Annotated in this window: 15 protein-coding genes and 1 tRNA gene; 10 read left to right on the top strand and 6 right to left on the bottom strand. The window is 51.4% G+C overall.

Translation table 11 applies throughout. The features are described from left to right. Window position 1: 1 nt before the first annotated feature. Complete coding sequence (yidD, locus tag E1162_RS19175) at window positions 2–382, top strand: membrane protein insertion efficiency factor YidD (protein ID WP_155134953.1); 381 nt, start codon at window positions 2–4, stop codon at window positions 380–382. Between the two features lie 31 nt (window positions 383–413). Here the strand turns inward: yidD and E1162_RS19180 are convergent, their stop codons facing one another. Next, on the bottom strand, window positions 414–878 hold the full coding sequence (locus E1162_RS19180) for a DUF2147 domain-containing protein (protein ID WP_155134956.1): 465 nt from the start codon (window positions 876–878) through the stop codon (window positions 414–416). 293 nt (window positions 879–1171) lie between these two features. Between E1162_RS19180 and E1162_RS19185 the strand changes: the two genes are divergently transcribed. The 4 genes from E1162_RS19185 (at window position 1172) to E1162_RS19200 (ending at window position 4843) form a co-directional block, all read left to right on the top strand. Then, window positions 1172–1256, top strand: a tRNA-Tyr gene (locus tag E1162_RS19185). Window positions 1257–1305: 49 nt separating this feature from the next. Further along, window positions 1306–1731, top strand: coding sequence for an ASCH domain-containing protein (locus E1162_RS19190; RefSeq protein ID WP_155134959.1), 426 nt, complete (start codon window positions 1306–1308; stop codon window positions 1729–1731). Window positions 1732–1948: 217 nt separating this feature from the next. After that, the gene (gene thrS / locus E1162_RS19195; protein WP_155134961.1) at window positions 1949–3883 is read left to right on the top strand and encodes a threonine--tRNA ligase; all 1935 of its coding nucleotides are present in this window, start codon (window positions 1949–1951) and stop codon (window positions 3881–3883) included. A 150-nt stretch (window positions 3884–4033) separates the two neighbouring features. Next, a complete protein-coding gene (locus E1162_RS19200; protein ID WP_155134964.1) occupies window positions 4034–4843 on the top strand; it encodes a lysophospholipid acyltransferase family protein in 810 nt (269 codons plus the stop codon). 58 nt (window positions 4844–4901) lie between these two features. Here E1162_RS19200 and E1162_RS19205 read toward each other — a convergent pair whose 3' ends face one another. Continuing rightward, complete coding sequence (locus E1162_RS19205) at window positions 4902–6002, bottom strand: RgsD C-terminal domain-containing protein (RefSeq protein WP_155134966.1); 1101 nt, start codon at window positions 6000–6002, stop codon at window positions 4902–4904. Between the two features lie 331 nt (window positions 6003–6333). Between E1162_RS19205 and E1162_RS19210 the strand changes: the two genes are divergently transcribed. Continuing rightward, window positions 6334–6852 (top strand): nitroreductase family protein, encoded by a 519-nt coding sequence (locus E1162_RS19210; protein ID WP_155134969.1) that lies wholly within the window; start codon window positions 6334–6336, stop codon window positions 6850–6852. A gap of 8 nt (window positions 6853–6860) precedes the next feature. After that, window positions 6861–7460 carry a flavin reductase family protein gene (locus E1162_RS19215; protein WP_155134972.1) on the top strand — a complete coding sequence of 200 codons (600 nt, stop codon included), beginning with the start codon at window positions 6861–6863 and terminating at the stop codon, window positions 7458–7460. A gap of 101 nt (window positions 7461–7561) precedes the next feature. Here E1162_RS19215 and E1162_RS19220 read toward each other — a convergent pair whose 3' ends face one another. Beyond that, entirely contained in the window at window positions 7562–7945 is a 384-nt protein-coding gene (locus E1162_RS19220) for a hypothetical protein (protein WP_155134975.1), read from the bottom strand. Between the two features lie 213 nt (window positions 7946–8158). After that, a complete protein-coding gene (locus tag E1162_RS19225; protein ID WP_155134978.1) occupies window positions 8159–8854 on the bottom strand; it encodes an aldolase/citrate lyase/malate synthase family protein in 696 nt (231 codons plus the stop codon). Between the two features lie 165 nt (window positions 8855–9019). Here E1162_RS19225 and E1162_RS19230 point away from each other — a divergent pair, with 165 nt between their 5' ends. Together E1162_RS19230 and E1162_RS19235 are read left to right on the top strand one after the other, a co-directional pair. Beyond that, a complete protein-coding gene (locus E1162_RS19230; RefSeq protein ID WP_155134981.1) occupies window positions 9020–9982 on the top strand; it encodes a lytic transglycosylase domain-containing protein in 963 nt (320 codons plus the stop codon). A gap of 125 nt (window positions 9983–10107) precedes the next feature. Beyond that, complete coding sequence (locus E1162_RS19235) at window positions 10108–11247, top strand: DUF2336 domain-containing protein (RefSeq protein ID WP_155134984.1); 1140 nt, start codon at window positions 10108–10110, stop codon at window positions 11245–11247. Between the two features lie 27 nt (window positions 11248–11274). On the opposite strand, the gene E1162_RS19240 is transcribed toward E1162_RS19235, so the two are convergent. Beyond that, window positions 11275–11790, bottom strand: coding sequence for an Hpt domain-containing protein (locus E1162_RS19240; protein ID WP_155134987.1), 516 nt, complete (start codon window positions 11788–11790; stop codon window positions 11275–11277). A 331-nt stretch (window positions 11791–12121) separates the two neighbouring features. Between E1162_RS19240 and E1162_RS19245 the strand changes: the two genes are divergently transcribed. Continuing rightward, window positions 12122–13396 carry an MFS transporter gene (locus E1162_RS19245; RefSeq protein WP_155134990.1) on the top strand — a complete coding sequence of 425 codons (1275 nt, stop codon included), beginning with the start codon at window positions 12122–12124 and terminating at the stop codon, window positions 13394–13396. 15 nt (window positions 13397–13411) lie between these two features. On the opposite strand, the gene E1162_RS19250 is transcribed toward E1162_RS19245, so the two are convergent. Next, on the bottom strand, window positions 13412–14188 hold the full coding sequence (locus E1162_RS19250; protein ID WP_155134993.1) for an NAD kinase: 777 nt from the start codon (window positions 14186–14188) through the stop codon (window positions 13412–13414). Between the last annotated feature and the right edge of the window lie 62 nt (window positions 14189–14250).

Genomic DNA, 14250 nt, shown 5'->3' on the forward strand with positions numbered 1-14250 from the left:
GATGTGCTTGAATTGTTATCTTAATTCCTCGCAGGTAAAGGCGGCTAGTACTCAGCCCCTAGGGCGAGTAACGCTCGGGGCGCGTGTTGGTATCGCGCTCATTTGGGTTTACCAGCACTCTCTGTCTCTATTTGCTGGACGTGGATGTCGCTATGCGCCGACATGCTCTTACTACACAGCAGAAGCTATGCGTCGCTACGGCTTTTGGCGTGGAGGCTGGGTTGGACTTGCGCGCCTTATGCGCTGCGGACCATGGGGAGCAAGTGGTTTCGACCCTGTACCTGAGACACTGCCAGAAAAAGCACGCTGGTACATGCCATGGCGTTACGGGCAATGGGGCAGGGATCACATCGATAAAAGCACGCGGCTGGATCTGGACTGATAACCGCGTGCCTGCGGATTAAAAGGACGTATTAGCCGTCACAACCTTCATGGCCTGGGGAAGGGGTTACGCCGCTAACGGTCTGGAATTCCCCTTCAACGATATTGGTGTCCGGGCTTTCTTCATCAACAATCACGCCGTAGAACTTGTTATTCTTGAAGTCGTAGGTCCAAACGTAACCCGCGTCTTTGTCCCCGTTCTTGCCTTTCCATGAAACCTGCAGAATTTCAGGTGTGATCTGGGTCTTCTTGTAGTCAGATTTACCGCTCACGACTTTGTCTAGATCCGAGATGTCGTTCCAAACGAGTGTCTTGCCATCGCAATAAAGGGTCTCGACGCGCTTTTCAGCGCTCTCTGCGCTTTCTTTTGTGGCTGTCCAAACGTGAGTGAGCGTTTTTCCAAGAACGTCCTGTGCAAATGCAGAGCTTGCGGCCAGTGGCGCGCCTAGCATGGTTGCAGCGAGGGTTAGGGTTAGCACCGCGCGGGAGTGTTTCATTTTCCGACCTCTTTATTTTTCTTTTTTGTACGGAGAGCCTTAGTCAGGGGGCAGGACGCCGTACGGTCTCTTGGCTATTTATAGTGTTTAGGTGTTTATAAGTACTGACGCTGCGTCACTATAGTTGAGACTATAACTTAAGGTTTCTGGCAGAATGGAGGCACAGCCTAGAAAGCCTGTGTATGGAAAAGTTATCCAATGTTTCCAGTGGGATTTTTTTTAAAGTGCGTTGACATTGAAGCTCTGAACCAGCATATACCGCTGCACAGACGAAACGCGTTAAGCATCGTTTCGGAGGAGTGCCCGAGTGGCTAAAGGGGACGGACTGTAAATCCGTTGGCTAAGCCTACGTTGGTTCGAATCCAACCTCCTCCACCATCTTCCCTTTTAGGTGTAAGATAACAATCAGTTCGACCACGAGGTCCTGATGTCAAAATCTCTCCATGATCTTCCTTCCTATTCCTTCGGTGATAGCCCAGAGCTTGCGGATGAGCTTTTGCGTCTTGTGCTCAACGGTTCCAAGACAGCGACCTGCGCTTCCTATGCGTCCTATGAACAGGGCGGCGAGCCTTTGCCCAAAGCCGGTGACCAGTACATCATCACTGATGGCCGCGGTCTGGAAATCTGCATCATCGAAAACCTCAGTGTAGATATTCGTCGCTTTGACGAGATTGACGAGGTTTGGGCTGTGATGGAAGGTGAGGGTGACCTTAGCCTTGAATACTGGCAGGACAGCCATAAAGCGTTCTTCGAGCGCGAGGGTACCTACGCGCCCGATATGAAGCTTGTTTGCGAGTATTTCAAAGTTACGCACTTCTTCCGCAAAGACGGCGCGATCGCCGAGTTCGTCTAGGCTGTAACCGTCCAGAAGTGATGCGGCGCAAGTGCTCTAATGCCTTGGCTTTAGTGATGTTGTAGTGTGCGCAACCTGAAAAATCTCCAGTTCTTACAAAATCAGCGGAAAATGGCTGGATGGCTGGACCTTGGCTCGAAAATTTTGTAGAGCAGGGGCCAACATTCACACTAACCGCTTACCTGCCTTGTCTGCAGGAGTGAGCTGGAGAATTGCTATGATCCAACTGACTTTCCCTGATAATTCTGTTCGTGAATTCGCCAAGGGAACGACTGGCGCTGATGTCGTCGGTGGCATTTCAAAATCTCTTCAGAAAAAAACCCTTGCAATGGCTCTTAACGGAGAGCTGCGTGATCTGTCCGATCCTATCGAGGAAAACGCCAGCATCGAGTTCATCAACCGTGAAGACCCTCGTGCTCTGGAGCTTATCCGTCACGATGCGGCGCACGTTATGGCAGAAGCTGTGCAGGAGTTGTGGCCAGGTACTCAGGTAACAATCGGTCCTGTTATCGAAAACGGCTTCTACTACGACTTTAAACGCGATGTGCCATTTAGCACCGAAGATATTGCTGCGATCGAAAAGAAGATGCGCCAGCTTATCGAGCGTAACGAGAAGTTCACCAAGGAAATCTGGAGCCGCGATCAGGCGAAAGCACACTTTGCAGAGCAGGGTGAGCACTACAAAGTAGAGCTGATCGACGCAATTCCTGCTGACCAGACCGTAAAGATCTACCGTCAGGGCGAATGGCTCGACCTTTGCCGTGGTCCGCACCTTGTTTCTACCGGTCAGATTGGTCAGGCTTTCAAACTCATGAAAGTTGCTGGCGCTTACTGGCGTGGTGACTCCAACAACGAAATGCTGACCCGCATTTACGGTACTGCCTGGTCTAACGAAGCTGACCTCAAAGCCTACCTGCATATGCTGGAAGAAGCTGAAAAGCGCGACCACCGTAAGCTCGGCCGCGAAATGGACCTCTACCACTTCCAGGAAGAAGGTCCGGGCGTTGTATTCTGGCACCACAAAGGCTGGCAGCTGTTCCAGAACCTGACCAACTACATGCGTCGTCGTCTTGCTGATGATTATCAGGAAGTGAATGCGCCTCAGATCCTCGATAAATCTCTCTGGGAGACCTCCGGTCACTGGGAGTGGTACCACGAAAACATGTTCGTGACCGAAACCGAAGATCATCGCGTGTTTGCTATCAAGCCGATGAACTGTCCGGGTCACGTTCAGATCTTCAAGCACGGCCTCAAGTCTTACCGCGATCTTCCTTTGCGTATGGCTGAGTTCGGTGCTGTGTCTCGCTACGAGCCATCTGGCGCTCTGCACGGCCTGATGCGCGTGCGCGCGTTTACTCAGGACGATGCGCACATCTTCTGTACTGAAGATCAGCTGGCTGCGGAATGTCACAAGATCAACGACCTCATCCTGTCTGTTTACAAGGACTTCGGCTTTGAAGAGATCGTCGTAAAACTCTCTACCCGCCCTGAAAAGCGCGTAGGTTCTGACGCGGTTTGGGATCATGCTGAAGAAGTGATGACCGAAGTTCTCAAGCAGATCGAAGAGAACTCTGGTGGTCGCATCAAGACCGGTATTCTGGAAGGCGAGGGCGCTTTCTACGGTCCTAAGTTTGAGTACACTCTGCGCGACGCGATTGGCCGTGAATGGCAGTGCGGCACCACTCAGGTAGACTTCAACCTGCCAGAGCGCTTTGGTGCGTTCTATGTCGATAGCGACGGCGAGAAGAAGCAGCCAGTTATGGTTCACCGCGCGATCTGTGGTTCCTTGGAGCGCTTCCTCGGGATCCTTATCGAGAACTTTGCAGGTCACTTCCCGCTTTGGATGGCGCCGCAGCAGTTTGTTGTTGCAGCGATCACTTCTGATGCGGACGACTATGCCAAGGAAGTTCATGCAGCTCTCAAAGCGGCTGGCCTTCGTGGTGAGCTTGATCTTCGCAACGAGAAGATCAACTACAAGGTTCGTGAACACTCTCATGCAAAAGTGCCTGCAATTATTGCAGTTGGTAAGCGTGAGTCCGAAGAGCGTACCGTAAGCATTCGCCGTCTTGGTTCGCGCAATCAGGTTTCTATGACACTGGACGAGGCTATCGCTTCCATGTGTGAAGAAGCTACAGCGCCAGATCTGCGCTAACGCTTGTTAAGCTTCGCTTTACGCTAGAAATTGAAAAGGGCCGGTCCTTGGGTGGATCGGCCCTTTTGCTATTGAGAGCCACCAGTAATTCGCTATGAAATGGAGCCATATTTTATTTTTTGAATTTGTTTGTTTTTATGGAGCGCTCTTTTGAAGTTTGCGCAACTAACCTATGCCGGAAGCGTTCAATCCGGCTTTAAGCGTCGGACCATTGGTGCTCTTGAGCGAGTAACCGGCAGAGACCGTATGGTCAGCGTTTACAATGACTGGAAGCAGAACTCGTTCGGCAAGAAGCATCTCGTCTGGAATGATCTTCTAAAAGCTTTGTCCCTAAACCTCGATATAAGCGGTGCTAATTGGGAGCGGTCAGAGGTGACAGGGCAACCTCGCGTCTTAATCGCCAATCATCCCTATGGACTGGCTGATGGAGTGGCTGTGCTCGCATTGGCGGAAAAGCTCGGTCGTCCTTTTCGAATTTTGATCAATGACCAGCTTCTAAAGGTACCGGAGGTTCGCCCCTATGCACTGCCCGTGCAGTTTTCTCGCAGTGAAGAGGCTGTGAAACATAATGCATGGATGAAGGAAGAGGCGCACCGTTTGTTGAGGGAAGGTACGACCATAATCATCTTTCCCGGCGGCGGTGTTGCAACTGCCAAGCAGCCATTTGGAGTGGCGCAGGAGCTTCCATGGCGCACTTTTGCGGCTCAGCTCGCTCGTTCAGAAGGTGCGTGCGTGCTTCCGGTTCGCTTCCATGGTCAAAACTCGTGGGTTTTTCAGGCTGCGAGCAAGCTATCAATGACGTTTCGCCTTGCGCTACTCGTCTGGGAGTTCCGCCGTTCAATGGGGCGCACAATGAAGGTGAGTTTGGGAGAGCCGATTACGCCCGATGCTTGTGCGCGCTATGGCAATGACAAAGCTCTGACAGAGTTCGTTAAAAAGCGAGTGCTCGAACTCAGATAGCAGGCAATAAAAAACGCCGGTGAAATGCCGGCGTTCGTAACTTGTTGCTGCTCTTGGCTTAGAGCGGGTTAACCGCTTCAATTTCCACTTCTACATCTCTATCGCCATTGGTGACCGAGAAGGAGTGTTCGTAGGTTAGCCCGCTGTTTTGAGCCAGAACCTTGTAGGTGCCTTCTGCCAGAGTAAGGTCGAGGAACGCACCATTACCGCTCGCGATTTTGTCACCGCTTTGTGTGAGTACAGTCCACGCGGTATTGGCTAGAGAGATTTTGTCCTCGCCGCTTACCAGCTTGAGCGTTACATCGCCTGCGCGGTGGTAGAGCGTGGCTTCAGTCATCTTGCCAGCCTGCACGTGAATCTCAGCGCGAACTACAGCATTCACATCACCGTAACGGCTAACGATATGATAGGTACCGGCTGCGACTGGAGTAAGCTCGCCAACGCGAACATTGCTAGCAACGCGGGTACGGTTGCCGGTAGAGTCGTAAGTCAGCTGGTAGATGTCGAAGGCAACGTCTTTCTTATCCATCGACATTTCATCGGCGAACGCAGCATCAAGACGGATGCCACCAGCGTTCAAGACAATTGTGCCAGTGGTGATGCCAGACTTCAGCGTGTAACGCGTGGTTGCGGTTACATTGCCGAACGCGGTGTGTACCAGATAGCTACCCGGTTCCAGTCGGAACTCGCCGTCGCTATCTTCAACGTTGCTGACTTCTCTAAGGTCGCCGTTCGTCAACTCTTCAAAGACGTGCCAGCGTAGACCCTTGGAAAGGTTTGGCATGCCTTCAGCAAGTTTTGCGACGAGATAGAGCGTTGTAAGGTTTGTTGCTTCTTCCGGAAACAGGCTATCACTTGCGATGCCCGGCGCGTAGCTAAGCGCGTTGCTACCGAATGTTGGCGTAAGAGAAAGGCCCTGATAACCACTTAGTGGGTCGTAACTAATAGGCGGCGCAATAACCAGCGGAGCTTCAGCTTCACCCGTTACGATTGTGTCCAATACATCAGCTGCAAAAGGAAAGTCCGGCTTTGCCATAGGAAGGGCAATGCCTGCCTGCGCAAAAGCTGCACCGGAAAGAGTTGCTGCGGCGCTAAGCGAAACACCGAAAATTGCAGCTTTCAGATAAGTCTTAACCGCTGGGTACTGAAAAATATCCACGAGTGAAACCTGATCAATGCCTGTTTTAGGTGTTACCGAAATACGACAGTTTCTAAAAAACTTACACCAAATGGTGATGAGGACGTTAACCTGTGTTACCGGCGAATAAAAGTAGTTTTTGCGAAAACGCCATTTTAAAATTTAGGTTTTCCTGAATTATGGCGGGAATGGGGCGGGATGCCAATGAGTTGACAGGGGCTACTATTCAGTAGAGCTTCGATTAATAAGTATTAATCGCTGGTCCTCGGGAATCATGTCTTCTCAATTTCTACCTCCTAAACCTGAAGTTATAGAATTTCTAAAAACTCGTCGTTCGCATTTGGCTGCAACAATGGAGCTTCCTGCTCCTAATCAGCAGCAAATCTCTCAGTTACTTGAAATTGCATCCCGTGTGCCTGACCACAAAAAGCTCGCTCCTTGGCGCTTTATTGTGTTTGCCGGTGATGCGCGAAGTCTAGCCGGTGAAAAACTGGTTGAAATACTGGAGAGCCGCCAAGGTACGCTTGATCCTAAACACCTTGAAATCGAATTTGGCCGCTTTACTCGTGCGCCACTGGTTATCGGTGTGGTGTCTGCACCGGTCGCCGGTTCTACTGTTCCGGTTTGGGAGCAGGAGCTGTCGGCAGGTGCCTCCTGCATGAACCTGCTATCGGCTGCTCTTGCAATGGGTTTTGCGGCTCAGTGGATTTCTGAGTGGTATGTATTTGATGAGGAAGCAAGTCGCACGCTCGGAGTGAAAGAGGGTGAGCGCTTTGCGGGCTTTATCCATATCGGCACGCCGTCTATGACGCCAACTGAACGTCCGCGTCCGGATGTGGCTGAAATTACCTCGTATTGGTCGGGTGAATAGGGGCTTTCATGTTTTATAAAACAGACAGACACCACGGGCTGCCGTACAACCCGTTTAAGGCTCTTGTCGCGCCGCGGCCAATCGGCTGGATTTCAACCGTTGGTGCAGATGGTGTGTTGAACCTTGCGCCCTACAGCTATTTCAATGCCATTGGTGATGAGCCGCCGATGGTGGTGTTTTCGTCAACCGGCTACAAAGACACCGTTGCCAATGTTAAGGCGACTGGCGAGTTCGTTTGTAACCTCGTTACGAAAGACCTTTCTGATGCAATGAATGCAAGTTCAGCGGCGGTGCCGGACCATGTATCAGAATTCGAGCTTGCTGGTGTCACTCCTGTTCAGTCCGAACTAGTCTCTGCCCCTCGCGTTGGAGAAGCAAAAGCAGCGCTCGAATGTAAAGCTGTGAAGGTAGAGCAACTGCGCGACATTGATGGCAACGAGCTTAACCAATGGCTTGTCACCGGTCAGGTTGTGGGCGTTTACATTAGCGATGATGCGCTCGAGGATGGCCGAGTGAAGACAGCGGCTTTACAGCCGTTGGCTCGCCTTGGATATATGGATTACAGCGCGGTGGACGAGGTGTTCTCGCTCAAGCGCCCGGGCTCATAAAGTACTTTTCTGAAACTAAAAAGAGCCCGGTTGCAGTTAAAACCGGGCTCAAGTTTGGAAGGTATGAAGACGCGGAGTGGGGATCTCCGTCAAAACTCCATTTAGCTTTGTGGTAGTGCCTGCGCCAAAATTCCGCCGCAGGTTTTCAGATCGGAGACCACCAGCTCGCTGAGCTGATCGCCCATGCCGATCATTGCTTGGCGCATGTCTGCGCGATATTCCTTGGACATGGCAATGATGTCTTGAACCACCTCATCTTGAGGCTGCATTGCAGTTGCTGAAAGCGTGCGACGCAAAAGCTCCTGAGCGCCATAGCTGTAGCTTGTCGCTGTGTTTGCATCGCCCTGCTGCTGCAGAAGCGTAGACATAAGCGTATAAAGTGATGTGCAGCGCTTGAGAGTGTGAGTTACAGCAGACTGCGAGCGATCGCTCTTCAATACTGACGCGATGGAGGAAAAACCTTCATCTATGGTATTCGCTGTCAAAGAAACACTCAATAAAGCAGCGCAGCAAGTCTGTGTTAACATCGTTTTACCCCTCTACCTGTATGTATGTATCATGTAGGTAAAATACGTAGTTAGCAACGTGAAATTACATATAAAAACGTATTAGTACGTAGTGTTGAGGGCGCGACTTGCTAGTCTGACAAATTCTCCAGTGTGTCAGTTAATCGCTATGAACTGCTTGAAATAATGTGCTTATGGGAGCGGGATCAGATTTAACTGCGCGGGGGAATGGGCCACCATTCCGTTAAATCCATAGAGTCTGGAAAAGTGAGCGAGCTGGGCAATATCAATCTTTGCAGAGGATGGTTGAGGCAGGCTGTCGTAGCAAAGCACCTGAGCATTGCGGGCGGCGAAAAGACAGGTGCTCTGTGCTTGGGCAAAGGGAGGAAGTAGCTTTCCCGCTTCATCTCTAACAGAGCGGGCCTGTAAACACTGGGCGAAGGCTGTTTCGCACCAGCTAAGACCAACAAGCCGCGGGCTTGCGTTCTTGAACGTCTCCGCCTGAAGGAAAGCTGCTGAACTTCTTCCCAGCTTTACGATGATTTTGAGAGAGCGCTCTTGTAATCCAGCTTCTGCCTCAAGAACGGATAGGATGGTATCCAAGCGGGCGACATCTTTTCCATGGTTACAGAACGAGCTTTGAACGCCCGTCATGTTCGAGTGCAGATAAGGCGTAATGCTTTGGCGAATGGTCTCTTCGCTTGCTTCTTCCAAGCTCAAGAAACATTGACCGCTCGCTGAATAGCTGGAGATCTGTTGCTGCGGGCCGTAGCGAAGTGGTTTGGCAAGGTTGGGATCTGGGCTAATAAACAGAACGTCTGCGGGTGCGAGGGTTAAAGCTCCTTCCAGAGCGTCGAGTGCATTGGGTGGTATTTGCAAACAGCGCATGGTCCAACCTTGGAATTCGAGCTACCATCACGTTATTTCAGGTAGATAGCATAACTCTTATGGCAAAGCGAAAGCTTTGATCGTTAACCTTTTATTAATGTATATTAAGTGATATTAACTAGTTAGTTTTACGTCTTTTTCTGCGTTTGTTTTTGAGAGGGTATCGTGAAGGTCTCGGGGGACGCTTCCATTGCACAAAGAGTAGAGCAGGCGTTTCGCGCTGCGAGCGAGGTTACAGGCACCTCGTTCAGCTATCTCGTGCAGACGGCGACCAAGGAATCTTCTCTTGAGCCGACAGCAAAAGCCAAGACCTCTTCCGCCCAAGGGTTGTTCCAGTTTATCGAAAGTACATGGCTGGAGACGCTACACAATAACGGTAAGTCTCTCGGGCTGGAGGACTATTCCCGCCATATTCGACGCCAGAGCGATGGTGGTTATACCGTCGATAACCCTCTGTTAAAGCAGCAAATTCTTGATCTTCGTACCGATCCGGAAATATCGGGTTTGCTTGCTGGAGCGCTGACGAACAGCAATTCCAGAATTCTCTCTACAGAACTTGGGCGCGAGCCATCTCAAGGCGAGCTTTATCTCGCGCACTTTCTTGGTGCCAGTGGGAGTATGCGGTTGCTTGGTGCGGTTGCCAATACGCCTGATCTTGAAGCAGCTTCCATTTTTCCAAGTCAGGCTGCTGCTAACAAAAGCATCTTCTTTGCTTCTAACGGGCAAGCGCGCAGCGTTACGGATGTTTATGCCCGCCTGACAGGAGCTTTTGACGAGCCTGCGCAAACTCAAGTTGCTACCAGTGTTCCGATTAGCAAGCCGCAGCCTCAAGGTGATACGCCCGCAAAGGACGTTGCGCACTCGCGCATTCTAATGGCGTGGAATACCATGGAAGATCATAGGGATAAGCCCTTTGAACTACTGTTTCGCAATGGCGAGAGTGCGGCCCTCATACAAAAACAAGAGGCTGTAAGCGAAGCAACACGCGGTGTTTTTGCTCTTCAGGAAGTGCCTAGCATTCCTGCTCCGTCGCCCCGAGATGTTCCCATGCCACAGCCTGCGCCTATTGGGGCGCCCATGGACCTTATGGCCTTCTTGAATGAGGATGATGACGAAAAGGCAGGTTAGTCTTGAAGCGTCACTTCCTTGAAATCAAAACGGAAATCCCCTTATCTCGGTGAACGTTTCATTAACAAAAATACTTAATAATAAATCGAAGTGTTCGGTGGCTGTATTGCGTTTGTGGGGGCAAAATGATTTTCCGCAGTGTGCTGAGTTGGTTTCAAGAGGCACCGGAGGGAAGCCGGGTTCAGGCTGCATCCGCGCTTGCTCGGGCCTATTTGTTCTCTGAGCTGAGCGATGAGGATCGTAGTGAAGCCGAAGCAACGTTGACGTTCATGCTGGAAGATAGCAGCGTGGCTGTGCGGGAGGAGCTAGCGAAGATCTTCTCGCGGGCAGATGGCGCGCCAGCCCACATCATCAGTGGCTTGTTATGCGACGAAGACCGTGTTGCTCTTCCTTTATTGCGCAATACCTTAGCCATCTCTGAAGGCGAGTTAATCGACATCGCAGCAACTGGAAATGTGGCGCGCGCCGGCGCGATCGCACAGCGGCCCGATATCTCCGCCTCTCTTTCTGCTGCTATTTGTGAAGTCGCACCGCTCGATGCCTGCGTGAAGCTTTTGCGAAACCAGAGCGCAAAGATTTTGAAGGGTAGCTATTTCCGCCTTATCGAGCGTTTCGGTTCCTGCTCCAGCTTGCAGCAGGCGCTGCTAGAGCGTGAGGGCGTTCCGCTTGCTGTTCGTCACCGCTTGGTGCGGCAGTATGCGGAGAGCTTGCGGGATCATCCGCTGGTCAAGCTGGATATGCACTCTCAAGATCCGGAGCATATGGTGCAGGATGCGCAAGACCGCGCAACACTGCGCTTTGCGAGTGACGCTAGCGAAAACGATTTGAAGGAGCTGATCGAGCAGCTCGTCGCGGATGGCAATCTCACTAGCCTTCTCTTGCTCCGCGCTGTTTGCTGCGGGCATCTCCGCTTTATAGAAATGTCTCTCCAACGCTTGAGTGGTTTGTCGCAGGAGCGGGTGGAGCGGCTGCTCGCTTCTCCTTATTCTTCTTCATTCACCGCGTTGCTAGGCAAGGCCGGTATCCCAGAGCGTGTACAGCGACTGTTTAGCGGTGCGCTGGATAGTTGGAATATGGCTGGCGATCTTGATATCGGCCACTGGGAAAAGGCACGCATTGTTGTTGGAGAGCTTCTGGAAATGCAGCAGGAGCTGGGCGTTTCTGCTCTTGGCGACTTGCAAGACCTGCTCATTCGCCTTTCACATGAGTGCGCAAGGCAGAGCGCGAAAGAACGCGTTGTTCTTATGATGGCAGAGGCTGCTTAAGCAGCTCCTGCTTCAAGTGCTTTCTTTTTAGCGGCCTTGATGGGCTTCTATAAGCGGGCGAGAAGCATCTTCAAGTCGCTCGGCAAGCATTAGACCAATAGGGCTTGTCTCGTCCTTGGCCTCTTCCTTCACCATTGCGTAGATAGCATCAACGTGTTGGCCAATCAGGGCTTTAGGATATTGTCCAGCAGCGTTGCACGCCTCGATAAGCTGGGTGAGATTATCTGCCACGCGCCCAACAAGCGGATAGCCAAGCGTTGCTGCTTGCCCTTTGAGGTCATGAGCGTGACGATATAGATCGGCGTAGCTTTCTGGTGTTTGGGCTCTTTCGCGGGCCAAATGCCAAGCATTTGTCAGGGTTACGCGCTCGTTCTCAATCCAGTCAGAGAACTGAACGGAGAGTGCTTCAAGAGCTTGTTCGGCCGCGCGGACAGGATCAAACGTTTGTGCTCTTCCAAATGTCATGGGACGGGCTTTTTGCGCCAGATCTACTGGCGGCTTGATACGTTGGCCCACGTCCGGTCCTTTATCTGAGGTAGACATTGGATCCATTCCCCCGTTTTGCGCCCGTACGCGAGAACCCCTCGGTTTTGGCTGGTTTGAATCTACGAGGAGTTGTGTGCAGGGAGCAAGATAGCCTCTAGGTGTAATCCCCAATGAATCGAGGCGGGGTTTTGTTAGTCATGGAACGCAAATAGTGCTCTTTTCTTGATGCAGCCGGCCCTAATTGGAGCCCTAGTGCTCTGTAGACGCTCAGTTAGATGTTCCCAAGGAAGAAAGTACGTGTAACATTACGAAACTGACAAAAGCGAAACCTTAGCTGAAACAAAAGCAGGCAGGGGCGGTCGTTTTTGCATTGCTTGGGGGGGAAGCGGTGAAACAGCTTTTAAAGGACGATACACGTCAACTTGTCGGAAATAGCCGCTTTCAAAAATTTATCGCAATGTTGGTGCCATCAGCCCTTGCCGATTGGCTGGACTTTGTAGCGCTGCTTGTATTGGCGGCTTATGGCTGGGCGCAGGGGCCTTATGCCCTAGCCGCAATCACCATGGCTGCTGGTTTGCCGCGAGTATTGTTCGCGCTTCCAGCTGGCACTTTGGTCGATAGGGTCGGCGCTGCTCCGGTACTCGTTGCGTCTTTATTTGTTCGGGCGTTTCTACTTTTGGGAATGTTTTACTTCGCAACAAATATCTATGCGCTACTAGCTTTTGTGTTCTTAAAATCTAGCGTTTCCGCCCTTTATGTTCCTGCCCAGCAATCTCTTTTGAAAGCAATAGTGCCCGAGAAGTTGTTGGTGAAAGCGGTGGGTATAGACCAGTCCATCATACAGAGCGCGAAGGTGATTGCGCCTGTACTTGGTGGTTCGCTCCTTGCCATATGGTCTCCCCACATGGTGTTTTTGCTAGCCGCGGGAATGTTCGGTGTTTCGTTTTTGTTTTCGCTTTCACTGAGAAGCGTGCCATCTCGCGAGGATGAAGTTGCCCCAGAAGATGGAAAGCCCCCTAATAAAAACAACGCTTGGGCGGAGTTAAAAGAAGGCTTTGTCTATATAAGCCGAAGCAGCGCTTTGCTTGTGCCTGTCACGTTATTTAGCGGAGCAATGTTTGCCATTTTTTTATATGACAGCTTACTCTTGCTACTGCTCTCCCAAATTGGCGTTGAAGATAAGCAAGTAGGGATTGTGTTTGGAGCTTTGGGCTTGGGCGGGCTTTTGGGTGCCGTTGTAGCTGGTCCGCTATGTGAGCGATTTGGTTCTTATAGCGTTTTGATTGGAAGTCTGCTTTATGGTGCGTTTGGCTCGTTTGTAGCGGGGTTTCTGCCGCTCTTACCATTCGAGATTGCTATCAACCACCAGCTTATAATGTGGTTTTGCTTTGGGATGGCAATCACACTTTCTAGTGTCCCCTACAGCGCTTTACTACTGAAGAATACACCATCCCAAATGGTCGGAAGAGTGACCTCCTTTGGTGAGGCCCTAGTTAATGCAGCAAGGTTAATTGCTCCGCCCATTGGAGCACTTTTGGCTGACTGGGGAGCGCTGTCTCTTCCCTTCTTTGCAGCATCTGGGATTTTTGTTTTTCTTACTGGTGCAGGTGGTCTTTGTTGGTTTGTAGCAATTCGTCCTAATCGCACCAAAGCAACAACCTAACAACCAAAGCTCACTCTAGTACTTGAACATCTCTGTCAGCACGCGTTCGTCCCAGCCATTATCGCGGTCGCAGAGCACAAGGCTGCGGCTTGTCGGATCGGAGTAGGTCACGACCTGTTTGATATGGCGAAACTCAACGTGGTCTGCTGCAACACTTACAGGGCGCTTTTCCGGCTCTAGAACATCAATGCGAACGGTTGAATGGTCTTGAATAAGCGCACCGCGCCAGCGGCGAGGGCGGAAGGCGCTGATAGGCGTAAGCGTTAGCAGGCGCGATGTGCTTGGTAGGATCGGCCCGTGAGCAGAAAGGTTATAGGCGGTGCTGCCTGTCGGGGTTGCTACAAGAACACCGTCGCAGATCAACTCGTCCATACGCACTTTGCTATCTACCGAAATGCGAAGCTTTGCAGCTTGGTGCGTCTGGCGCAGCATGGAAGTTTCGTTGATCGCGCGAGCAGTGAATTGTCTGCCGCGTACATCAGTTGCTTCCAGATTAAGAGGGTGGATGACAGCGGTATCTGCGTTTTGAAGACGCTCGATCAAACCTTCGGCGCTGTACTCGTTCATCAGAAAGCCGACGGAGCCACGGTTCATGCCGTAGATCGGCTTGCCGGTATTCATAAAACGGTGCAGGCATTGCAGCATCATACCGTCGCCGCCAAGGGCGATAATGATATCTGCATCATCAGGATCAACGCAGCCATAGCGCTCGCCCAGCAAAGCTGCTGCATCATCTGCTTCTGCCGTGCCGCTACTCAAAAAACTTAGCGAAATGCCTTGCTGCTTGGTCATTCACCACCCCTCTTCATAGAGCAGGAGGTAGCACGTTAGCACAAAAATGCAAATCCAGTTGC

The organism is Pseudovibrio flavus (assembly GCF_009711345.1).
Taxonomy (GTDB): Bacteria; Pseudomonadota; Alphaproteobacteria; order Rhizobiales; family Stappiaceae; genus Pseudovibrio; species Pseudovibrio flavus.

Coding starts and splice junctions, on each gene's coding strand:
- yidD (WP_155134953.1), top strand. CDS start 2: ATGTGCTTGAATTGTTATCTTAATTCCTCGCAGGTAAAGGCGGCTAGT.
- E1162_RS19180 (WP_155134956.1), bottom strand. CDS start 878: ATGAAACACTCCCGCGCGGTGCTAACCCTAACCCTCGCTGCAACCATG.
- E1162_RS19190 (WP_155134959.1), top strand. CDS start 1,306: ATGTCAAAATCTCTCCATGATCTTCCTTCCTATTCCTTCGGTGATAGC.
- thrS (WP_155134961.1), top strand. CDS start 1,949: ATGATCCAACTGACTTTCCCTGATAATTCTGTTCGTGAATTCGCCAAG.
- E1162_RS19210 (WP_155134969.1), top strand. CDS start 6,334: ATGGAGCTTCCTGCTCCTAATCAGCAGCAAATCTCTCAGTTACTTGAA.
- E1162_RS19215 (WP_155134972.1), top strand. CDS start 6,861: ATGTTTTATAAAACAGACAGACACCACGGGCTGCCGTACAACCCGTTT.
- E1162_RS19225 (WP_155134978.1), bottom strand. CDS start 8,854: ATGCGCTGTTTGCAAATACCACCCAATGCACTCGACGCTCTGGAAGGA.
- E1162_RS19235 (WP_155134984.1), top strand. CDS start 10,108: ATGATTTTCCGCAGTGTGCTGAGTTGGTTTCAAGAGGCACCGGAGGGA.
- E1162_RS19240 (WP_155134987.1), bottom strand. CDS start 11,790: ATGTCTACCTCAGATAAAGGACCGGACGTGGGCCAACGTATCAAGCCG.
- E1162_RS19250 (WP_155134993.1), bottom strand. CDS start 14,188: ATGACCAAGCAGCAAGGCATTTCGCTAAGTTTTTTGAGTAGCGGCACG.